We start from the raw sequence: 22,543 nt of genomic DNA on the forward strand, positions 1-22,543 counted from the left end.
CTGTTTCCTGTTACATGTGGATGGCCCGGTTGGCCGTTGCTGCCAGCGAGGCCTCCCGGAATGCTTCCGTAAACGTAGGGTGCGCATGACAAATTCGTGCAATGTCTTCAGCGGACGCACGGTATTCCATGGCTACGGTGGCTTCGGCAATCATGTCTGCCGCCCTCGGGCCGATCATGTGTACACCCAATACTTCATCCGTTTCTGTATCGGCCAAAACTTTGACAAATCCATCGGTATCGCCGCTGGCCTTTGCACGGCCGCTGGCCTTGAATGGGAACGAACCGGTTTTGTAAGCACGTCCTTCTGCTTTCAGCTGCTCTTCGGTTTTACCAACGCTTGCCACTTCAGGCCAGGTATATACAACACCAGGAATCAGGTTGTAGTCAATATGGGGCTTCTGCCCGGCAATGCGCTCTGCCACGAATACACCTTCGTCTTCGGCCTTGTGGGCAAGCATTGCGCCCCTGATCACATCACCAATCGCATAGATGCCCGGTACGGATGTTTCCAGATGCTCATTTACCGGCACTTTTTTGCCGCGCTCTTCCAATTGGATACCAATATTTTCTAGCCCCAATCCTTCCGTATAGGCTGTACGACCCACCGCCACGATGCAATAATCCCCTTCCCATTGGGCGGGCTGCCCCTTTGGGTCTTCGGCCGTGATGGTCACCTTTTTCCCCTTGACCGATCCTCCGGTTACCTTATGGCCAAGGTAAAACTCCATACCCAGTGTTTTTTTCAAAACCCGTTGCAATTCTTTGCCAAGGCCACCGTCCATCGTGGGCAGGATGGATTTTTCATATTCCACAACAGAGACTTTTGCACCCAGCCGCGCATAAACAGAGCCCAGTTCCAAACCGATTACGCCTCCGCCGATAACGATGAGGTGTTTAGGTACCTCGGTCAGTGTGAGTGCTTCGGTAGAAGTGATCATCCGTTTTTTATCAATCGGAAGAAAAGGCAACGCGGTAGGTTTGGATCCTGTGGCTATGATCACATGCTTGCTCGTTAGCTGTTCAGTTTTTCCGTCATTCTTTGTTACCTTGACCGTGTTCTTATCGATGAATGAGCCGACCCCGGTAATGCTATCAATCTTATTCTTTTTGAAAAGAAATTCGATGCCAGCCACATTCTGAGCGATCACGTCGTCTTTGCGGGCAATCATCTGTTTCATATCGGCCTTGAGATTGCTCACATTGATGCCATGGTTGCCAAAATGGTGTGCAGCGTTGTGATAATGCTCAGAAGAGTCTAAGAGCGCTTTGGAAGGAATGCAACCTACATTAAGGCAGGTGCCGCCGAAAGTGCTGTATTTCTCAATGACGGCTGTTTTTAAGCCCAATTGCGCACAGCGTATAGCGGCCACATATCCTCCGGGTCCGCTACCGATTACAATGACGTCGTATTGCATGTGATGATGTTAGTCTACTCGATGGCTCAAAGGTACGCATTATTACCTTTTGGCGGTACTGCAAAAACAAAAAAGACAGCCGTCTGACTGTCTTTTCGTAAATTGTTGAATCGTGCTTTTATTCCGCTACGATCTTACCCTGCATTACACCATAGTGACCTGGAAAGCTGCAAACAAAAGGATAAACACCTTTTCCATCCAGCGTAAATTCGATTGTGTCGGTTTCACCCGGTCCTAATAACTTCGTGTGTGCTATGATCGATGATCCAAACGTAACAGGAATGTATTCCGTGTCGACAGCTTTGATGGCCTCACCGCCAAAAGCAGGAAGATCGGTGCCCGGCGTAAGGATAACCACGTTATGTCCCATGGATTCCTTCGGCATCTCGCCTACGTTTTTCAAGACAAGTTTTACAGGTTGACCGGCTTTCACCCGGAAAAGTTTTTTGTCAAATTGCATCAGGTCGTTTGCCTGTAAAGCCAGTTCGTTGCTTACGGCTACCGTATCCAGCCCAGGGATATCCGCCGCAGGCGCCTGTTCTGTGGTAGTGGTTGTTTCTGTTGATTCAGTAGTGGATTCTTCCTTTGTCTGGTTGCCACCACAGGCGGCGAAAAAAACGGCTCCCGCTACAAGGGGCATCAAAAATAATCGCTTCATTTCAATAGCTATTTGTTTGCGCCCCAAAGGTAGTCGAAATTGAAAATGTAAAAAAGCGCAATTATCACCGAAGTGTAATTTTGTTGTTACTTTTCGCTCGGCGTCTTCGTATGGGTCAATGTTTTGATGATCTGGTATAGCGATACCGGATCGAACGGTTTACCAACCACAGCATCCGCACCGGCCGCATAGGCCGCCTGCTGCTCACGCTGCAACACCGAAGCGGAAATCGAAATAATCGGAATTTGTCTGATCGATTCCCGGGGATCATTCCGGATGATTCGGATCGCTTCGAATCCGCTCATCACGGGCATATGCGCATCCATGAGGATCAGACTGTATGAGATGGTTTCTACCTTTTCCAGGGCTTCTTTTCCGTTTTTTACGGTATCCACGGTGATTCCCCAGGTGTTAAGCATATGGGTAACCATAAAGCTGTTTAATTCATTGTCCTCGGCAAGAAGAATATGAACATCGGTAAGCGGAGGTAAATCGGTATACTGTTTTTTGGCCGATTTTGGGGTTGCTTCGGAAGACTCTTCATCAAACCAGCACTGGAAGATAAATTCACTGCCACTGCCCAATTCGCTATAGGCATGAATTTGGCCTTGATGAAGATTGACCAGTCGTTTTACAATCGCCAACCCGAGTCCGGTGCCGCCAAAACGTTTGGTAATACCTTCTTCGCCTTGTTCAAATGACTGAAAAATTTTATCGATGGCATTACTGGCGATGCCAATACCGGTGTCTTTTATAGAAAATTGGAGATGCACCCGCTGTTTCGATCGCTTGAGCAATTTGGTTTCAAGCGTCACGCTGCCTTTTTCCGTGAATTTGATACCATTCGAAATCAGGTTGCTCAATATTTGTGTCAACCGGAGTGAATCAGCAAGAATCTGCTTTGGCAGATTCTCGTCATTGACTACCTGGAAGGTGATGCCTTTTTGCTCGGCTTTATAGGCAAATAGATTGGTAAGTTCTTTGATGATGTTGGCCAGTGACGTCTTAGCATAATCCAACCGCATTTTTCCCGAATCAATTTTCGAGAGATCCAAAATGTCATTGATAATAAGCAACAGCTGTTGGGAGGCGTTTTCCAGGTAATCCAACCATTCCGATTGTTCTTCGTTGAGCGGGGAATTCCGAAGCATCGTCGTAATCCCAGTGATGCCGTTGATGGGAGTCCGTATTTCATGACTCATGTTGGCTAGAAAATTTTCCTTTGACTTACGAGCCAGGTCGGCCTCCTTTTTTGCCTTGACCAGCTCCAGGTGCGATCGTTCAAGTTCCTCGTTTTTTCGCTTCAGTTCCCGTTGGATATGCACCTGCTGCATAAAAGATTTGACTTTGGCAATCGTGATGTCCGGATTGAGCGGTTTATACAGGTAATCGATGGCGCCGCTGTGTAACCCTTTGAGCAGAAATTTGTCTTCCTTGGAAATAGCAGTAACCATGATGACCATGATTTGCCAGGTCTTTGGATTGCTTTGCAGCAGGGAGACAAATTCAAAGCCATTGATCTCCGGCATTTGCACATCCACCAGCGCGATGGCCACATCCTGATTCCAGCAATAGCGGAGCGCTTCGTTAGGCGAGGTGCTGCCCCAGATTTCCAGGTTATCGATATCGGCCAATAAGGCTTTTAAGCTGAGCACATTTTCCTCTTTGTCATCTACGATGACTAGCTTTAATTTCTCCATGACTGGTCTCCTCCCAAAATATAGTTGGCCAACTGTTGACTGAATGTGACAAGTTCTTCGTTAGTAAGGATCAGATCGGCTGCTCCGAGGTTTATCGCAGCTTCGGGCATGGTTCTGATTTCTGCCTGCTCCGGATGCTGTACAATGCAAAGCCCCGCCGCATGTTGCACCGCACGCATACCTTGAGCTCCGTCCTGATTTGCCCCCGATAACAATACCGCGAGCGTACCGGGGCCGTAGATGTCGGCAGCACTTTGCATGGTTACGTCAATGGATGGGCGGCAAAAATTTACGGGTTCAGAGGTATCCAGCGAAATGCTGCGATCAGGTTCCACCAATAAATGGTATCCGGCAGGGGCAAAATAAGCGGTCCCTGGGCGGATCTGTTCTTTTTCTTCGGCTACCTTAATGGTAATGTGAGATTTAGCCATGATGCTTTCTTCAATATGGGTTTCATACCGGGCATTCCGATGGATAATTACCAATACCCCGACCGGCAAGTCGGCCGGTAACGCCCTAAGCATGTCAAACAATACCTTGAATCCACCAGCAGAACATGCTAGAATCAACACTTCAGCCATTTGAAGTTTGCCGGTGACGTATGACGATAACTTAAGCAATTTTCTGGTAAATGTTTTGTTTTTTATTCACAAGCCGGAACCGTTCCTTTAGCCGGTCCGAACGAAGAACCTCTTTCGATCCAAGACAAAGAAAGCCAAACAAAGCTAAACTTTCATATAATAAATTAAACACGCGTTCCTGCAATTCTGCGTTAAAATAAATCAGTACATTACGGCAGGTGATGAGTTGAAATTCGTTGAACACCCCATCGGAAACCAGGTTGTGGATGGAGAACAAGATGTTTTTACGTAAATCATGATGAATGGTTGCCGCATCGTATTTCGCCGTATAATACTCCGAAAGTGATTCCTCCGATCCGGTCTGTAGGTAGTTGTCCGAGTAGGCTTTCATCTTTCGCAGGTCGAAGATTGCGCTTTTGGCTTTTTCGAGTACTTTCGAATTGATATCGGTTCCATAAATAAATGAGCGTTCATAGAGCCCCTGCTTTTTAAGCAAAATTGCGATCGAATATACCTCTTCGCCCGTTGAACAGCCTGCACTCCATACCTTAATGTGAGGAAAAGTAGCCAAATAGGGAAAAACCTCCTCTCGCAATGCGACGTAGAAGGCGGGGTCGCGGAACATCTCGGTGACATTGACGGTTACTTCGATGAGAAACCTGCTGAAAAACCCCGAGGTATTGATCAAGTTGTCTTTCAACGCTGCAAAATCGAGCCGATACAAGTCCATGATTCTTGAAACCCGCCTTTTGAGCGAAGCTCGTGAATAGCCGTTCAGATCAAAGCCATGGACGTGGTTTACCAACTCAATTAATTCTTCCAGGTGTTCAAACGATAGGCTCATTCTGTTCTTCTATTAGCTTATCCACACACGTATCAGTGAAAGTAATTTGTTTATGTCCACCGGTTTGGCAATGTAATCATTGGCCCCCGCATCGAGTGCCAGTTGGCGGTCGCCCTGCATCGCTTTTGCGGTCAGTGCGATAATGGGAAGCTTCGCAAACTTTTTGTCGGCGCGGATCTTTGCTATCGCTTCGTAGCCATCCATCTCCGGCATCATGATGTCCATTAGAACCAGATCAACATCGGGTTTACGTTGAAGAATCGCCAAGGCCTCGACGCCGTTGTTCGCCGTTTCTACGATCATCTGGTTAGATTCGAAAACCGTACTCAGCGCGAAAATATTACGCATATCATCGTCGGCCAATAGAATGCACTTGCCCTCCAAAACATGATCAAGTGACAAACCGGTTACTCCGGAGCGGTTAAAAGGCGGGAACGAATGCGGGGCGGGGACATCGTTTTTTATGCGGTTTATGAAGAGATTTACCTCATCCAGGATGCGGTTATTGGATTTATCCGACTTAAGAACCAGGGTTTTTGTATGGTGAAGAATCCGGCTGGTCATTTCCGGATTGAGCTCCATGGCAGTATTGATGATTACCGGGGTGTCAGTATGTTCGGGAATGCTTTTGATTTCATCCAGTAAATCTGTTCCGGGTTTATCCGGAAGGTTGAGATCCAGAATAATGCAATCGAAATGTGTATTCGACTGCAGATATTTAAGGGCTTCGTTGCCCGTGAAAGCTTGCTTTACGTCCACGCCACTTTCTGTCAAGCGCGACTTAAGGCTGTCACTCTGGATTTTTTGGTCTTCGACAACCAATACCTTTTTAAGCGGAGATTCAATAACTTTGTTCAGATGCCCGAATACTTCATCCAAGGACTTCTTGTTGACCGGCTTTTTAAGAAAGCCCACAGCGGACTCCTCGATTTGGTGCTTATCCGGGCGATCTGCAGACATGAGATGCACAGGAATATTTCTCGTGCGTGAGTCGCTCTTTAGTTTTTTCAGTACCGTCCATCCATCCATTACGGGAAGCCTGATGTCCAAAATAACCGCGTCGGGTACATGCTCAAATGCCATCTGCAAACCGATGTCACCTTGGTAAGCAACCAGTGTATCAAAGCCCCGTTCCCGGGCATATCCATCCAATATTTCGGCGAAGTTACGGTCGTCTTCGATAATCAGAAGGCGTTTGCTACCTCCCGCGGCGGTTGCCGGCGGCGGAGGTGTCTGTTTATCCGGTTTTTCTTCACGGGGCGCCGCTGTCGGCTGCGGATGATCTTCGGTTGTTGCGCGAGCGTCGATTTTTTCGGCAAGTTGAAGGGGAAGGATCAATGTGAACGAGCTTCCCACGCCTTCTTGGCTGGAGACCCGGATTTCGCCACCCAGCATGGCAGCCAATTCGCGGCAAATTGAGAGCCCAAGTCCGGTGCCTCCGAATTTACGGTTCGTTGAACCATCTGCTTGCTTAAAAGCGTCGAATATCAATTGCTGTTTATCCGGCGGGATTCCAATGCCATTGTCTTTTACCGTAATTGCCAGGGTGTCGTCAGAAGCCTGGGAAATCAGCAGTTCCACGCGTCCCTGTTCTTTGGTAAACTTAAAGGCATTGGAAAGCAGGTTTTTCAAGATCTGTCGCAGGCGCTGTTCATCCGTTCGGATGGAAGCCGGTAGATTTTCGTCAACCGTAATCCGGAAATCAATCGCTTTGCTACCGGCAATTCCATTAAACAACTCCAATAAGTCCTGGGCAATAGGAGATATGGGTGTATCTTCAATGACTAACTCCATATTTCCGGATTCGATTTTCGATAGATCAAGGATATTATTGATCAGGTGCAGCAAATCTGTCCCTGCATTGTGGATAACGGACGCATATTTTACCTGATCGGGTAGGAGGTTACCGGGCTTATTGTCTTCCAATAATTTGGCAAGTATAAGAATGCTATTGAGAGGCGTCCGTAATTCATGACTCATATTCGCCAGAAATTCCGATTTATATTTGTCCGACTGTTCAAGTTCATTCGCTTTCATGGCAATCGAATGCCGGGCCTGTTCAATGGAGAAATTGCGCTCCTCCAATAACCTGGCTTTCTCTTCAAGTTCGAGGTTGGCGTGCTTCAGTTCCTCTTGTTGGACCCGCAGTTCTTCTTCAGACGCTTCCAACTGATGGGTTTTATGGACGAGCTCGTCGTTCGTCGTCCGGAGTTCCTCTTGTTGCGCTTCAAGTTCTTCCGCCTGCTGCTGCGTTTCTTCATAGAGCAGCGAGAGCGTGGCATGGTCAATGGCTACCTTGGTGGCAATGGCCAGGCTGATTGCCGCCCGTTCCAGAAATTGCAATACCGTATCGTCAATTTTGCGAAAGAATCCGACTTCTAGTATGCCGATGGTTTCGGTCTCGTAAACGAGTGGCTGGATAACAAGGTATTCGGGTTTGGCCTCACCCAACGAAGAGGTAACTGTTAGGTAGTTTTCCGGCAGATCCGAAAGCACAAGCTGCTTTTGCGAAGCGATGCATTCGCCAGCAAGACCACGGTTTTTTTCGATATGGGGCCGCAGGTTCGGTGCTTCCACGGCATATAGCCCCGCCTGCACGAATAAGTTCTCATTTGCCGTGCTTTTCAGGTACATAATGCCGATCTTGGCGTTCAGGTACCGGCAAATTGTTTGGATGGCATTCGTAGCGATTTCCCATTCATTAAGTCCACCGCGGGTGTTTTCATCAAGCATTGCCAATCCGTTCAATGTCCAATTGTGTACCTCCCTTTCCTTTGAAAGCTTAGCCAGGTCGGTATTGGATTTCCGGATGAGCAGTTCCGTTTTTTTTTGGTGTTCGAAGGTTTTAGTCACATAAACAAGCAACCACCAAATAACCGGAAACGCCAGGATTGCGGTGATAAAAAAGGTGATTTTGATGGTGTCAAGTATTCGGTGTGAAATGTCGATTTGCTCGAATAGATGCAATAGATAAAAAAGACTGGCTAATAATATGACTATTAACAGAGAAAAGCCGATATATATATGTGCCTTAAATGTCAGTTTTTTCATCTAATAAAATTTGCTTTTTAGCGGTGATGAAGCCTGTATGAGCTATTATTCGTGTTCTTTTTTAGCGGTAGCCCGTGCAGGTTTCACTCAAAAAAATGATTGAATTTAGTATTTGTTTCCACCAGATCACCGAGCCACCTCACTACGTTTATCGTTATCACGTTTGCGCGGTTATGAAGCTCGCGCCGCTTAGGACTCACGTGGATTTCATCCTACAGAACCCCTGAATCCCATCGCTAATTAAACATTTTTTCCTCCTTTTGCAAAAATAAAATGGCGTGACCTCGCTGGTCTTTTTAAAGAATAACTTTTAAAGAATAGGATGTCTCTCAAACGGCTTAGTGCGATCAAACAGGTATCGATACGTGTGATGGGTTTTATAAATCGTGCCGCCAACGTACCTTGCTACATTCATCATCTTCGGATTGAAATCCCCGATCCAATTCATCTGCAGTTCCTCGTACTTTGACTGAGTTGGATCTTGCAATACCTTAGTAGCAGCTATAACAATGGCCGCTTCAAGCCCTTTACGTTGATGTTCGGGAACAACGCCAAATACAATACCAAACATGGTTTTGCAACGACGGCGCCATCGATTCCAGAGAAAGCGTATTTTTCCCGGTAGCGTCAATTTTCCGTTGGTGTATTTAACAATCAATTGGTTCACGTCGGGAATGTTGACCCAAAAACCCACCGGCCGGCCGTGGTAATACGCAAACCAGATGATTTTCGGATCAATGATGGGTTTCATGCTTTGTATCAATTTTTGTGCACTTTCAGCGCTCATCGGGCTCACCCCTTCGTGCCTTGCCCAAGCATCGTTATATACGGCTCGGAAATCTTCCGCTGCTTTTCCGAGCTGCTTGCGATCTATATGGCTTAAGGTGTATCCCGTATCCTTCAAGGCATTCAAGGCTTTTTCGCCCACCCTGCTGGAAAGGGGTGTAGCGATCACCCTTCGGTAAGTAAATTGCTTGAAATACACTTGAAAACCATATCGTTCAAAAAGTTGCTGATAATAGGGTGGATTGTAATTGCAGCAATAACAAGGCGGGTGGAAGCCCTCCACGAGTAATCCCCACCAGCGTTCGCGGTTTCCGAAGTTAATGGGTCCGTCCATGGCCTCGATGCCGTGCGACGCCAACCAAGCCTTGGCCGTATCAAACAGCAGGTCCGCCGCTTTTTGGTCATTGATGCATTCGAAAAACCCACATCCTCCTGTCCACAATTCAGCACCATCGGTCCGCTCTTCGAAAAATGCGGCAATGCGCCCAATAGGCGTGCCGGATTCATCCAACAATAGCCATCGGGCACAGTCTCCGCGCTGAAAGCGAGGGTTTCGCTCCCGATCGAAGACGGCTTGTACGTCCACGTCAAGCGGTCGGATGTAATTGGGGTCGCCGTCGTAAAGCGGGACGGCCATGGTTACAAACAGTCGATCTAACGCCCCTCCGGACACAGGTACAATTTTCATAAACGATTTGTATTCAACATTCGAAACGCGCTAAAAATAACAGTTTAACACGGCTTAAACAATAGCAGCTGCTCGAAGATAGGACACGGCGTTCCGATGCAACGTATCGGTTATTACGGCGTCCTATATACAAACGGTTTAACATATAAAAGGAACACAATGAAAAGAGAATTATCAGTATTGTGCTGGTTGGCACTATCGCCGGTTATTTGCATGGGATGGATCCATGTGGGTACGAATTCGTCGTTTCGCGACGATGTGCGTGATGTACGCGACTTTCATGCGCTTGCCAGTGCCGGCAGCATCAACGTGGAGGTGCGTTTCGGTGACCGCGAATCCGTAAGGCTGGTGGGCGATGCGGCGGCGATCGCCGAAGTTGAGACCCTTGTAGAAAAAGGTACGTTAAAAATCCAGTTTAAGAAGAATGCGCAGAGATCTGGATTGAACCGGGGCAAGGTTACGGCTTACGTCACAGCCAAGAAACTTGATGCGTTGGCACTATCCGGTTCGGGAGCTATTACGGTTGTCGGCACTGCGTCCGGCGATGAAATGAATGCGTCGTTAAGTGGTTCGGGAAAGCTTACCTTTGAACCCGATGTTGAGGTGTGCAACGTTAGCATCAGCGGCTCAGGCAGGATTGCAGCGGCAGGCCAAGCGAAAGAGATCAACGTATCCCTAAGCGGTTCCGGCCGGTTTGAGGGGGGCGAGCTAAAAAGCCAATCTGCCAACCTGAAGATCGCGGGGTCGGGGACGATTACGGTCCATGCGGATAAACAAGTGGACGCGTTCATCAGCGGATCGGGTAACATACGTTACAGTGGAAATGCACAAACCAATGTACAAACATCTGGTTCGGGCAGGATACATCGACTTTGATTGCGTCCGGGGGTGAGGGGACGCAGCGAAAAATATAAGACTTTTGGATAGCCGCCAAAAAGTCGTATCTTTAAAAGCTGATAAAAGTATCTTAAACGTAATAGACCTTATGGACGCCAATTTCACCCCAATCTTAATGATCGTCGGAGCCATTGTAGCATTTTTTATTTTGCTTTATTTGCTTCCCGTAAACCTTTGGTTCACTGCACAGCTATCCGGTGTCCGTGTCAACCTGTTGAATTTGCTGCTGATGCGCTTGCGGAAAGTGTCGCCTGCATTGGTCACCAACGCAATGATTACGTCCACCAAAGCAGGACTGAACATCACATCCAATGAGATTGAGACGCACTATCTCGCGGGAGGCAATGTAAACAATGTGATCAAGGCTTTGATATCAGCCGATAAAGCGAATATTCCCTTAGATTTTAAGTTGGCTACAGCCATCGATCTGGCAGGCCGGGATGTTTTCGATGCCGTGCAGTTATCGGTTAATCCCCGCGTTATCAACACGCCGCCTGTCGCCGCCGTAGCTAAGGACGGTATTCAGCTCATTGCGAAAGCAAGAGTAACGGTACGGGCAAATATCAATCAGCTCGTAGGCGGAGCAGGCGAGGAGACCATCCTGGCGCGCGTGGGAGAAGGTATCGTTACAACCATTGGTTCGGCAATCAATCATAAAGAAGTATTGGAAAACCCCGATCGTATTTCAAAAACCGTCCTGGCAAAGGGACTGGACAGTGGTACGGCATTCGAAATTTTGTCAATTGACATCGCGGATATCGACATCGGTGAAAACGTGGGCGCAAAATTGCAAACGGATCAAGCGGAGGCCGACCTCAAGGTTGCTAACGCACGTGCGGAAGAGCGAAGGGCAATGGCGGTGGCATCCGAACAGGAAATGCGTGCGAAAGCACAGGAAGCACGAGCTAAGGTAATTGAGGCGGAGGCACAGGTCCCCTTAGCGATGGCGGAGGCATTCCGCAATGGTAATCTGGGTGTAATGGATTATTACCGGATGCAAAATATTCAAGCGGATACCGACATGCGGGGCTCGATCGCAAAACCGGGCGGCAATTCCGACAAAGGCGAAAAGAATCGATAAAACAAAACCCCGGTGATGGGCACCGGGGTTTGTTACTAACCAATTATAAACCTAAATTATGAAAAGACAATCCAAATCCCCGGTGTTATCCGGGTTTATTTTCTGATGCAAAAATAACATCAATTTCTTATTTTTCGATGAAGCTTTTGTTAATAAATTGTCAAAAGAACATCCTTGCATCTGCCGCCAAACAAACGGCTTAATAGGTAATTATCAAAGCCCGTGCCAAACCAGAAACACGCCATTCGGGGGCACAAGTGTGTCGGGGAAAACGTATACTGAGACCGATTTATTGAACAGGCTGTCCCCCAATAATCGCCGCCGTTGGCGCTTCCAAAATGGAGATTTTTACTATGTTTGGCTGATATAAATACGTAAGCATGTTTTTTGATAAATTTAAACGGGTAAAAGCCTTTGTCTTTGATGTGGATGGTGTGCTTTCCGACGGGAATATATTGGTTACGGAACAGGGCGATCAGCTGCGATCATTCAATATCAAAGATGGCTATGCGATGCAACTGGCCGTAAAAAAGGGGTACCCCATGGCAGTCATAACCGGCGGGCGGTCCGTTGGGGTTAAAAAGAGAATGGAAGGGTTAGGCATCACGGATGTATTTCTGGCAGTTAGTGACAAAAGTGCAGTGTTTCATAAATGGCTATCCGACCGCGAGTTAACCGCCGCGGATACGCTATACATGGGTGACGATATTCCCGATTTGGCTAATCTGAAAATAGTAGGCCTACCCACTTGCCCCGCGGACGCGGTGGAGGAGATTAAAGCGGTCGCGTTCTACGTGTCCGGTTGCAAAGGTGGACAGGGGGCGGTGCGCGACGTGATTGAAAAAGTAATGAAACTACAGGGAACCTGGCGTGAGGACCCCGAAGTTCCGAGTATTTGAAAAAAACCTGTGAGGTAATCGATAGACAATGCGTATAATTCTCGCTTCCCAATCGCCCAGACGGAAAGAATTACTCTCGTTAATGGGCATTCCGTTTACCGTGGTCGCTCGTGAGGTTGACGAATCCTTTCCAGAGGAACTGAACCCGACAGCGGCAGTACGTCACATTGCCGAGAAGAAAGCCCGTGTTTTTATGGGCGAGTTTGTCGATGCATTGGTAATCACTGCCGATACAGTCGTAACCATAGACGGCCAAATACTCGGCAAGCCGAAAGATGAGTCGCACGCGCGTGAAATGCTGACCCGCTTGTCCGGTAGGCAGCATGAAGTGATCACGGCAATAGCGTTACTGCAGGGCGGGCAAATTGAGATATTTCACGAAACCACGGAAGTGCATTTCAGGGTTTTATCGGCCAGTGAGATCGATTATTATATCCAACATTACAAGCCCTTTGATAAGGCAGGCGCTTATGGCATCCAAGAGTGGATAGGTATCGTGGCCATTGAAAAAATAGTTGGTTCCTACACCAACGTGGTGGGGCTACCTACGGCGAAACTTAACGAGGTGCTACGTGCACGCTTTTGAAAAAAGAACAACCCCTCACTTAATCCCAAACCGAATCCCGGCATAGAACATCCTACCTGTTATTGGTCCCCAAAGCAACGAGGAATCGAAATATTCGCTAAAGGGCTGGTCGGCTGCCACAATCGGATTCTGTTGAAAAAAATCGGTAAGATTTTCGCCGCCGACGTAGAGGTCAATGGGTCGGGCCTTGCCGATGGTTTTGCTGATCTGGGCATTCATGGTAACATATGAGCGCGAAAAGTCCGGCATTTGGTAGGCTGCCGGATTAGCCGCCGTCGAAGGCAGCCGTTTCTGGCCGGTAATGTTAAGGGTATAGTCAAAATGCCAGCCGCCGCTATGGGTTGCGTATCCCAGGTTGAGGAAACCTCGGTGACGTGCAACCAAAGGTCGTTGCAACAGCGTATTGCCATAGGTAGTTTTTACATCAAAAAAACGATAGGCCATCCGTGCTTCTAGATGCGGTAAAGGCATCAGGCGCAATTCGGCTTGCAAGCTATTGGAATACGATCGGCCGTCGAGATTATAAAAGGTCAGCTCGCGTGGGTTTTCATAGTCGATCACGACCTGGTTGATAAAATGGTTTCTGAAAAATTCAGCGCTGAAGGAGGCTTCCCTGTGGAATAACCGAAACGACTGATCAAAGCTGATTCCGGTATTCCAGGCGATTTCAGGCTTCAAACCATATGCGTTTTCATGCTGATCCGCGGTTACGATACGTACCACCCGTGAACTGGCTAATGCGGCCGTATTTTCCGCAAAGATGTTGGCCGTACGCTGTCCACGGCCACTGCTGATGCGAAAAGTCGTACCGGCAATCGGCTGGTAACGCACGTGCGCACGCGGCGTGGCAAACCAACCGTACAGGTTGTTATAGTCGCCCCGGATGCCCAACACCACGTCGAATTTATCGGACGGGCCATATGTGTATTCGAAAAAGCCGCCCGGAACGAACTCAGTGCGAGCAAACTGTTGCTTGATATATTGTTCGTTATAGCGGTCATATTGCATACTCAGGCCCGCACGATATTTGTGTACGACTGTACCGATCAGGTCTTGATAAATCAAGTTGGCATACCCATTCTGCTGTTTAGCGTCATACGTACGTATGCCGAAATAAGAACGTTGGTTGTACGAAGTTCCGGAGAGCTGTAACCCAATGCTGCGATGGGTTTGCTGTGGAAATACATAACCGATTTTGGCAAATGCCTCATAGCGCTCGATATCGAATCCCAATCCATACCGGTTTTCAGTCAGCTTATCCGTTGCAGGGTTGAAGTCAACCTGTCCGCCCGTACGGTCATCACTAAGGAACTTAACGCCAAACTGAAGCATAAAACCATTTCCATCTTCATACTTCCATCGGCTGACACCCGAAAAGAGGTTGCCAACCGGAATGTCACGGAAACCATTTTTACTGAAATTCATGTTTTTGTTATACATGAAGTTGTCATGCAGAAGCAAGCCGCCCGTCCACCGCTCATTAAACCGGTGGGATAGATTGAGATTGACGTCCGATCTTCCCATGTTATTGGTATAGGCGTTGAAAAATAGCCGTTCGGACGTTTCGGGTTTTTTTAATTCTACGTTGATCTGTCCAGCGATGTTTTCGAAGCCGTTTACTACCGAGCCGATGCCTTTGCCAATCTGGATGGACTCAATCCACGTTCCGGATATGCTGTTAAGTCCCAAAGGTGTGGCCAATCCCCGCGGACCAGGCAGGTTTTCGACGGTTAATTGTGTGTAAATGCCACTTAGACCGAGCATCTGGATCTGTTTACTGCCGGTCACTGCGTCGCTGCTTACCACGTCTACAGATGCATTGGTTTCAAAACTTTCGCTGAGGTCGCAGCAAGCAGCCTTGAATAATTCCTGGCCGGTCAATACCTCCAGCCGCGTTGGACTGAGTGCCGAAATGTAATTGGAACGCCGTCTTGCCGATACCGTTACTTCGGCCAGTACCTGGTCTTTGGCCGTGACCACGACGACTTCACGGGGGTCGGTGATTGTCAGTGTATCGGCTTGGTGGCCCGCATAGGAAATAACGAGCAGCTTGAAGGATTCCGGATGATCGATCTTGAATACCCCGGAGGCGTCGGTCTGGGCATGTGTGGCGGGGTCTTCTACCCAATGTACATTGGCCGATTCGACGGGAGTGAGCTCTCCACGGTTATTTTCCTGCATTACGACGCCCGTTATCACGTGATTGTCGTGATCGTGCCCGGTGACTTTGTGCACATTCGACTCGTCTCGATAGTGGCAGCATACGGGTAGCTTTTTGTATGCGTCGGCATCCGCCGTACGCCCTTCGACGTCATGTCCCGCCGCAAGGATACGTGCCTTGGCGGCCTCCACGTCGAATATCGGATCAAACGAAAGGGTAAGCGACTGCGTACCCGAATCCCAAGATGCGCTTTCCAGGCCGTCTGCTTTGGCAGCCTTTTCTATCCGGGACTTGCACATGCCGCATACGCCCGCAACTTCGAAGGAGATGGTGCCTTCGTTCGTCGCAGCCGGGGTGTCTCCATTGCCTTGTTCCATGCGGGTGTACTGGCAGCATGCGGGCAACGCGTTGTACGCGTCGTCATTTGCATGCAATTCATCCACGTCGTGGCCCGCCGCAGCGATGCTTTTTTTTAACGCCGTTGCGCTGGTGGTTTGCGGGTTGAATGTCAGTCGGAGCTGCTGAGTCGCGGCATCCCATGTGGCGGTCGCGGCGCCTGTATTTTTCGCGGTTTTTTCAATACGGGCTTTGCACATATCGCAGTTGCCCGCCACAGCAAAGGTAATATCATGCTGTTCCTGTGCCGTGGTTAATAGCGACGCGGGGAGGAGCAAAAATAATATAAGGTGCGCTTTAAAGAGATAAGTCATGTTGTGTTAATTTGTTTACTGATAGGAATGTCAAACAGATCCGGTGCAATTGCACCCGTGTCCCAACGGCCGAAGCAGCTTAGACTTGGCCCGATGGGGGGAAATCAACAATCAGTAATCAAATGCGGTAGGTACAGTGCTGTATGAATAATGGGACGGCAACGTTTGGCGGACCGGCATCTGACGTTTGGATCACGGGGGTATCCAATGGTAGGTCAGCCATATAAGCCAGCGTGAAGACTAATAACTCCAGCGGATAAATCTTTGTTGATTTTTTGTCGGCAGTGGGGAGATGCTCCTCGGTGGTTTTCTTGGCTTCTACCTTTACGTCCTGGCAATGCCCGCTTTTTGCCAGATTGTTCGTGCAACCATCGTCGCGATCGTCGGTACAGCAGGTAGGGTTGTCTTTCTCCTGTTTGTGCTCCGTTACGCAAAACGAGCAATCTGAATGGGCAGGTTTTTCGGGCGCTTGCCGCATTGCCAGCTTTTGGATCTCTCCGCAGCAATAATGCAAATGTACGCTTGCCCCCGTTGCCGAGAGTGTGTAAATAAACGTAAGTAATATGACGAATATTTTTGCCACGATGGTACAAAGGTACGGAAACCTGCCAAGATTCCAAGGAGCAGCCTCATTTCCCAAGTTTTTCCCGTTTTAGCTCGTTATTTTGTATCGTACATTTAATTAAATAGCCATGAAAAAGTTAGTGATCGGATTTACGGTTGTGTTGTTATTGACAAGCTTTTCAGCGATGGCGCAGAACGCCCCGCGGGGAGTTCCTGCTGTCGTATTGAATGCATTCCAGCAGCAATTTCCGAAAGCGCGGCAGGCCGAGTGGGAGCGTCGTAACGACGGGACCTTTGAGGTTGAATTTAACGTTGGTTTGGTGGGACGGGATCAAAAAGCGTTTATCAGTCCCGACGGAAAAGTATTGAAACATGAAGAGGAGCTGTCTTCTTCCTCGCTGCCCGAAGACGTCAAAAAGCAGATCAAGGCCGAATTTGCCGGATATCGGGTCGATGAAGTGAAGAAGATCACCGAAGGCGGAAAAGTCGTATATGCCGTTGATCTGGAAAGCCGTTCCGGCGATTTAAAAGTGCATTTTGATCCGGCAGGAAAAATCTTGAAAGAACGGATGGACTAGTGTCCATCCTTATTCCCTCAATTGACGAATGAACGCAGGAATCTGTTCCTGGTAGTTGGGATCGTTCAGCAGCCGAACGAAGGCACTTCCCACAATGGCACCATCCGCGTAGTCCGTGGCACGCATGAAGGTATCCCGATTGGAAATGCCAAAGCCGACGACAACGGGGTTTTTCAGCTTCATGTTCCGTATGCGTGAAAAATACGCAGCGGTATCTTCAGACACCGAAAGGTTTTTCCCGGTTGTGGCCGACGATGACAACAGGTAAATAAAGCTGGTGGACAACTCGTCGATTTTTCGGATGCGTTCTTCCGATGTCTGCGGTGTAACCAGAAAAATGTTGCTTACGCCATTCGCTTTGAATACGTCGTGATAACGTTCTTCATATTCATACATCGGCAGGTCCGGGATAATGGCCCCATCTATTCCGACAGCGCGGCACGATTGGCAGAATTTTTCCACACCGTATTGCAGTACCGGATTGACATATCCCATCAGCAGTACAGGAACGCTGATGTGCTTGCGTAATTCAGTAAGCTGTTCAAAGAGCACGGGTAAAGTCATGCCGTTTCGCAGCGCAACTTCAGAACTGTGCTGGATAACAGGACCATCCGCCACGGGATCGGAATAAGGAAACCCGATTTCGAGAAAATCTGCACCCGATTTTTCCAACGTTTCTGCGATTTCCAGGGTGCTAGCTATCGTTGGGTAGCCTGCTGTGTAATAAATGGATAGTATGCGTTTGTCGCCTTTGTTGGCGAATAATTCATTGATTCTATTCATCGCTAAAAGCCAAAATACTTCATGTAATTGTCCAAGTCTTTATCGCCCCTGCCGGAAAGACAAATCACGATATTTTCATCGCCCTTGAAGGTCATTTTTTCCAATTGCGCCAACGCGTGGGCACTTTCGATAGCAGGGATAATGCCTTCGAGCCGGGTAAGCATAAGGCCTGCCTGCATGGCTTCGGCGTCGGTGGCATTGGCATACGTAGCACGCCCTGATTTATACAGCCAAGCATGCTGAGGGCCGATGCCGGGGTAGTCCAATCCGGCGGAGATGGAATACGGTTCCACCACCTGTCCGTCGTCGGTCTGCATCAGAATAGAACGACTGCCATGCAGTACCCCTTCCCGTCCCAAAATGGTCGTAGCTGCAGACTCCCCCGAATGCACCCCTTTCCCAGCAGCTTCCACTGCAATTAATTTCACCGACGGTTCATCCAAAAAGTGATAGAACATGCCGGCCGCATTACTGCCACCGCCCACGCAAGCCAGGACATAATCGGGTGTTTCCCTACCCGTTTTTTCCAGTAGTTGCTTTCTGGTTTCGGCAGAAATAACCGATTGGAACCGGGCAACCATGTCCGGATAGGGGTGGGGGCCTACCACCGATCCGATGATGTAGTGCGTGTCCACCGGATTGTTTATCCAATCGCGAAGTGCCTCGTTGGTGGCATCTTTAAGCGTTTTGCTGCCTGACTCGGCCGCAATTACTTCGGCTCCCATCATCTTCATGCGCGCTACGTTCGGGGCTTGCCGCTCAATATCAACGGCTCCCATGTAAACCACGCACTGAAGTCCCTTCAGCGCACATACCGTCGCGGTGGCAACGCCATGCTGACCCGCCCCGGTTTCGGCGATAATGCGCCGTTTACCCAGTCGCTCAGCCAGCAGGATTTGTCCAATGGTATTATTTATTTTATGTGCGCCCGTGTGGTTAAGATCTTCCCGTTTCAGAAAAATAGTGGCGCCGTAACGTTCCGAAAGCCGCTTGGCCGGATAGAGTGGAGAAGGACGTCCGACATAATCGGTGAGCAATTGGTCGAACTCCTGGATGAACCCTTCGCTCTGGATGATTTCCAGGTATTGCTGGCGCAATTCCTCTACGTTGGGATAAAGCATTTCAGGGATATATGCGCCACCGAAATCGCCATAGTAGCCCCTTTCATTTACATGGTATTTACTCATCGTTGATGGTCTTGATGGTCCGTAATGTTTGTTTTAATAGTTTAATGTCTTTGATGCCGGGTACAGTTTCGAACTTCGAGTTGAGATCCAGTGCATGCAGGCGATTGTCGCCTATTTTCAATGCTTCGTGGATATTTTCAGCATCAAGGCCACCGCTTAGGAAAAAAGGCTTATCCGAAGTATAGCCCGCTAACAGTCTCCAGTCGAAACGCACGCCGGTGCCACCATGCTGTTTGCTGCGGGTGTCAAATAAAAAATAATCCACAGCGTCCTCATACCCGCGCAGCCGTGCCCAGTCAAATTGCTCATCAATGCCGAAGGCTTTGATGACGGTGACGCCCGTTGTCCGTAATCTCGCGCAATATGCCGGATCTTCGTTTCCATGCAATTGCACAGCCTGAAAGCCATAGCCCTTTGTCAGGGATGTCACCTGCTGCTCGTCGGCATCGACAAACACACCGGTCTTATCTGCTCCGGTTAACCGGGCTACCCAGCCGGAATCTAACGATCCTACGAAGCGTTTGGAGGCCGGGTAAAAGATAAAGCCAATGTAATCCGGTTGCAAGGCCAATACATCCCGTATGTTTTCGGGATCCCGCAAGCCGCATATTTTTATTTTTGGTTTCATGAAATTACACGCATTCCACTAGTTTTTTGAAACTTCCCAGTGCTTTCTTGCCGAGTAGCGAAGCCTCCGCTTCGTAATAGCAATCACCGAAGCTTTTTTCCGGATGGATGGTTTGTATGGCGATGGCCGCATTGGCAAGAACCACGTTGTTCTGTTCCATAGTGCCGTTCCCCTGGATTACGGAAATAAATATTCCTGCGGCCTCTTCGATGGTATCACCACCGTGTATGCTCTCGGGAGACAGCGGAGAGAAACCCAGCTGATCAATGCTGTAGAAGCTTTCGCCCCGGTTACTGATGGTTTTGAAATCGCCCGTCAACGACACCTCATCATAACCGTCCAACGCATGTAGAATCGTATATTGTTTATCCGTCTGTTGGTATAAATAGCCGTAAAGACGGGCCAGTTCAAGGCTGAACACACCGACGGATTGGTATTTCGGATTGGTGGGGTTGACCAACGGACCAATCATGTTAAAGAACGTCTTTATCCCTAATTCCCTGCGGATGGGCGCTACGGTTTTCATGGCCGGATGAAACAGCGGCGCGTGCAGAAAGCAGATGTTTGCATGTTCGAGTTGACGGCTGATGAGGTCTTTATCATTCGTGAATCGATACCCCAAGTACTCCATCACGTTGGATGATCCACATCCGGACGAAACCCCGTAATTACCATGTTTAGCGACGTGATAGCCTGCTCCGGCCACGATGAAGGAAGCCAGCGTGGAAATGTTGAAGGTGTTTTTGCCATCACCTCCGGTGCCGCATAGGTCGATTAACTTATAGCCGGGAAAATCAAGCTGTAGGCAGAGGTCATACATTGCATCCCGAAACCCTTCTAATTCTTCTACGCGGATGCTCCGCATCCCATAAGCCGTCATAAATGCCGCAATCTGCGAATTATTGTACTTTCCCGAAGCAATGTGAGTCAAGATCTCGTATGCTTCACTTTTCGTGAACGTTTTAAATTCAAATAAATGTGCTAATATTCGTTTCATTACCTCCGAAAAATGCCATAAAAAAAGCCTGCCGGTAAATGGGCAAGCCGCTATACATTTCAGTAACTATTACTTACAGTAGGAGGTTGCCACAGCATCAACGGCTATGCCACCACCAAGTAATATGTTCTGTTTGAAAATTCATTTGCTCGTCGCAAATATGCACTTTTGTTTTGAAAGATGCAAGGGCTTGTGTATTTAAATTAGTGGTTGTAACCGGTAGGCTTCAATTTACAGAATAGAAATAGGAGATTTGCGCGTATGCATTCCTTCTTAGATATCCATACCCATCGCGAGGAAGCGGATCCGGATGTCCGATCGATTTACAATGTACACATTGACACTGCGGGTATGGATGTTGAGATGCCGCCTTCCGATGGCGGATTATCGATGGGGTTGCATCCTTGGTTTTTGACGGAGGCGAACAAGGATATGCAGTTCCGGTTACTTGCGCAACATGCCGATGACGACGTTGTGAAACTTATCGGTGAATGTGGATTTGATAAGTTGCGGGGTCCGGCTATGCCGTTGCAGCGGGCGGTCTTCGAACAACAGGTTCAATTGGCGTTAACGTGTGGGAAACCGGTTCTTATCCACTGTGTCAGGGCTTTCGATGAATTGGCGTCGTTTGGTAAGCGCTACGCTCATAGCATCCCGATGGTCATACACGGATTTAATAAATCGCCGGAGCAGGCAAAGCAGCTGACTAACCAGGGTTTTTTCCTTTCTTTCGGGGCGGCGATATTGAATGAGGCAAGCGGGGCGGCGGCGACCTTACGGAAAATAGATTGCCCTTTCTTTCTGGAAACCGACGATGCAATCGTCGATATCCGCACCGTTTATGAACAGGCAGCTTTTTTACGCAATGTCACACAGGAAGTGTTGAAAGATACTATTTTTGCGAGCTGGAAAACGATTCAACTGATTTAAATGGCAGATATCAATTGGCTGTCGCGGTCGGCATTGCTGGTAGGTGACGAAGGGATCAAGCTACTTCAACAAAAACATGTATTGGTAGTCGGACTTGGTGGGGTAGGGTCATTTGCTGCGGAGTTCATCTGCCGGGCAGGAGTGGGAGAGATGACCATTGTTGACGGCGATGTTGTCGATCCCAGCAACCGCAATCGCCAACTGCCTGCCTTAGCTACCAACCACGGCGAAAGCAAAGCGCGTATTATGAAGGAGCGTCTGCTCGCCATCAACCCCGATTTGAAGCTGCATGTCGTAGAGGAGTTTCTCACGCCGCAGAAATGCCGTGAAATTCTTAGTAAGCGCTACGACTACGTCATGGACTGCATCGATAGCATCACACCGAAGGTAACCTTGCTTTCGGCCGCGTTGAATGCCGGAATGCCCATTGTAAGTTCGATGGGAGCGGGAGGTAAGCTTGATCCGACCCTGATACGGGTTGCCTGGCTGCCCGAAACGTATCAGTGTGTATTTGCGCAGTATGTACGCAAGCGACTGAAAAAACTCGCCAATGCAAGTACGGTGAAAGCCGTGTTTTCCATTGAAGAGGTGAGGCGGGATTCGCTGGTCATGACCGACGGCAATAATTTCAAGCGCTCGGCGTATGGTACCATTTCCTATTTACCCGCTGCCTTTGGTGGGGTCTGTGCCTCGGTGGTCATACGCGATTTATTGGATATCCCGGTGGAGTTGGTAGACCGTCCCAAGCGTATACAGAAGAAACGGTTGAAAAAGAATGCGGTTTCTCTTCCTCGCGTGGCAGGATGACATCGGCGTA

20 protein-coding genes are annotated in these 22,543 nt (G+C 48.6%); 7 read left to right on the forward strand and 13 right to left on the reverse strand.

Annotated features, from left to right (window positions below; translation table 11 throughout):
- Nucleotides 1–10: 10 nt before the first annotated feature.
- The 7 genes from lpdA to ACFQRK_RS18350 all read right to left on the reverse strand — a co-directional run bounded on the left by lpdA (nt 11) and on the right by ACFQRK_RS18350 (nt 9,725).
- Nucleotides 11–1,417 (reverse strand): dihydrolipoyl dehydrogenase, encoded by a 1,407-nt coding sequence (gene lpdA / locus ACFQRK_RS18320; protein ID WP_379009314.1) that lies wholly within the window; start codon nt 1,415–1,417, stop codon nt 11–13.
- A gap of 118 nt (nt 1,418–1,535) precedes the next feature.
- Nucleotides 1,536–2,075 carry a plastocyanin/azurin family copper-binding protein gene (locus ACFQRK_RS18325; RefSeq protein WP_379009316.1) on the reverse strand — a complete coding sequence of 180 codons (540 nt, stop codon included), beginning with the start codon at nt 2,073–2,075 and terminating at the stop codon, nt 1,536–1,538.
- An 86-nt stretch (nt 2,076–2,161) separates the two neighbouring features.
- Nucleotides 2,162–3,775 carry a response regulator gene (locus tag ACFQRK_RS18330; protein WP_379009319.1) on the reverse strand — a complete coding sequence of 538 codons (1,614 nt, stop codon included), beginning with the start codon at nt 3,773–3,775 and terminating at the stop codon, nt 2,162–2,164.
- The gene (locus ACFQRK_RS18335) at nt 3,763–4,344 is read right to left on the reverse strand and encodes a chemotaxis protein CheB (RefSeq protein ID WP_379009321.1); all 582 of its coding nucleotides are present in this window, start codon (nt 4,342–4,344) and stop codon (nt 3,763–3,765) included. Before ACFQRK_RS18335 ends, ACFQRK_RS18330 begins: the two co-directional genes overlap by 13 nt.
- Nucleotides 4,345–4,387: 43 nt before the next feature.
- Nucleotides 4,388–5,200 (reverse strand): CheR family methyltransferase, encoded by an 813-nt coding sequence (locus tag ACFQRK_RS18340; protein WP_379009322.1) that lies wholly within the window; start codon nt 5,198–5,200, stop codon nt 4,388–4,390.
- Between the two features lie 12 nt (nt 5,201–5,212).
- Entirely contained in the window at nt 5,213–8,251 is a 3,039-nt protein-coding gene (locus tag ACFQRK_RS18345) for a response regulator (RefSeq protein ID WP_379009323.1), read from the reverse strand.
- A 310-nt stretch (nt 8,252–8,561) separates the two neighbouring features.
- The gene (locus ACFQRK_RS18350) at nt 8,562–9,725 is read right to left on the reverse strand and encodes a hypothetical protein (RefSeq protein WP_379009325.1); all 1,164 of its coding nucleotides are present in this window, start codon (nt 9,723–9,725) and stop codon (nt 8,562–8,564) included.
- Between the two features lie 159 nt (nt 9,726–9,884).
- Here ACFQRK_RS18350 and ACFQRK_RS18355 point away from each other — a divergent pair, with 159 nt between their 5' ends.
- From ACFQRK_RS18355 to ACFQRK_RS18370, 4 genes are all read left to right on the forward strand, one after another.
- Nucleotides 9,885–10,601, forward strand: a complete 717-nt coding sequence (locus ACFQRK_RS18355; RefSeq protein ID WP_379009326.1) for a head GIN domain-containing protein — start codon at nt 9,885–9,887, stop codon at nt 10,599–10,601.
- A gap of 109 nt (nt 10,602–10,710) precedes the next feature.
- Complete coding sequence (gene floA / locus ACFQRK_RS18360) at nt 10,711–11,703, forward strand: flotillin-like protein FloA (RefSeq protein ID WP_379009329.1); 993 nt, start codon at nt 10,711–10,713, stop codon at nt 11,701–11,703.
- Nucleotides 11,704–12,083: 380 nt separating this feature from the next.
- Nucleotides 12,084–12,602: a KdsC family phosphatase gene (locus tag ACFQRK_RS18365; RefSeq protein WP_379009331.1), complete on the forward strand. Its 519-nt coding sequence runs from the start codon at nt 12,084–12,086 to the stop codon at nt 12,600–12,602.
- A gap of 28 nt (nt 12,603–12,630) precedes the next feature.
- On the forward strand, nt 12,631–13,188 hold the full coding sequence (locus ACFQRK_RS18370; RefSeq protein WP_379009332.1) for a Maf family protein: 558 nt from the start codon (nt 12,631–12,633) through the stop codon (nt 13,186–13,188).
- Between the two features lie 15 nt (nt 13,189–13,203).
- Here the strand turns inward: ACFQRK_RS18370 and ACFQRK_RS18375 are convergent, their stop codons facing one another.
- Nucleotides 13,204–16,059, reverse strand: coding sequence for a TonB-dependent receptor (locus ACFQRK_RS18375; protein ID WP_379009333.1), 2,856 nt, complete (start codon nt 16,057–16,059; stop codon nt 13,204–13,206).
- A gap of 118 nt (nt 16,060–16,177) precedes the next feature.
- On the reverse strand, nt 16,178–16,699 hold the full coding sequence (locus ACFQRK_RS18380; RefSeq protein ID WP_379009335.1) for a hypothetical protein: 522 nt from the start codon (nt 16,697–16,699) through the stop codon (nt 16,178–16,180).
- A 52-nt stretch (nt 16,700–16,751) separates the two neighbouring features.
- On the opposite strand from ACFQRK_RS18380, the gene ACFQRK_RS18385 reads away from it, so the two are divergent.
- Nucleotides 16,752–17,201, forward strand: a complete 450-nt coding sequence (locus ACFQRK_RS18385) for a PepSY-like domain-containing protein (RefSeq protein WP_379009338.1) — start codon at nt 16,752–16,754, stop codon at nt 17,199–17,201.
- A 9-nt stretch (nt 17,202–17,210) separates the two neighbouring features.
- Here ACFQRK_RS18385 and trpA read toward each other — a convergent pair whose 3' ends face one another.
- Genes trpA through trpD form a run of 4 tightly spaced genes read right to left on the reverse strand, consistent with a single transcriptional unit; the run spans nt 17,211 to nt 20,796 of the window.
- Complete coding sequence (gene trpA, locus ACFQRK_RS18390) at nt 17,211–17,984, reverse strand: tryptophan synthase subunit alpha (RefSeq protein WP_379009340.1); 774 nt, start codon at nt 17,982–17,984, stop codon at nt 17,211–17,213.
- 2 nt (nt 17,985–17,986) lie between these two features.
- Nucleotides 17,987–19,171, reverse strand: coding sequence for a tryptophan synthase subunit beta (gene trpB, locus ACFQRK_RS18395; RefSeq protein WP_379009342.1), 1,185 nt, complete (start codon nt 19,169–19,171; stop codon nt 17,987–17,989).
- Nucleotides 19,164–19,799 (reverse strand): phosphoribosylanthranilate isomerase, encoded by a 636-nt coding sequence (locus ACFQRK_RS18400; RefSeq protein WP_379009344.1) that lies wholly within the window; start codon nt 19,797–19,799, stop codon nt 19,164–19,166. The genes trpB and ACFQRK_RS18400 overlap by 8 nt, the downstream gene beginning before the upstream one ends.
- A gap of 4 nt (nt 19,800–19,803) precedes the next feature.
- A complete protein-coding gene (trpD, locus tag ACFQRK_RS18405; RefSeq protein ID WP_379009346.1) occupies nt 19,804–20,796 on the reverse strand; it encodes an anthranilate phosphoribosyltransferase in 993 nt (330 codons plus the stop codon).
- Between the two features lie 261 nt (nt 20,797–21,057).
- On the opposite strand from trpD, the gene ACFQRK_RS18410 reads away from it, so the two are divergent.
- Nucleotides 21,058–21,726 (forward strand): TatD family hydrolase, encoded by a 669-nt coding sequence (locus ACFQRK_RS18410; RefSeq protein ID WP_379009348.1) that lies wholly within the window; start codon nt 21,058–21,060, stop codon nt 21,724–21,726.
- Nucleotides 21,727–22,533, forward strand: coding sequence for a ThiF family adenylyltransferase (locus tag ACFQRK_RS18415; protein WP_379009350.1), 807 nt, complete (start codon nt 21,727–21,729; stop codon nt 22,531–22,533).
- The last annotated feature ends 10 nt before the right edge of the window (nt 22,534–22,543 follow it).

The sequence above is a fragment of the Parapedobacter sp. GCM10030251 genome (assembly GCF_042666505.1).
GTDB lineage: Bacteria > Bacteroidota > Bacteroidia > Sphingobacteriales > Sphingobacteriaceae > Parapedobacter.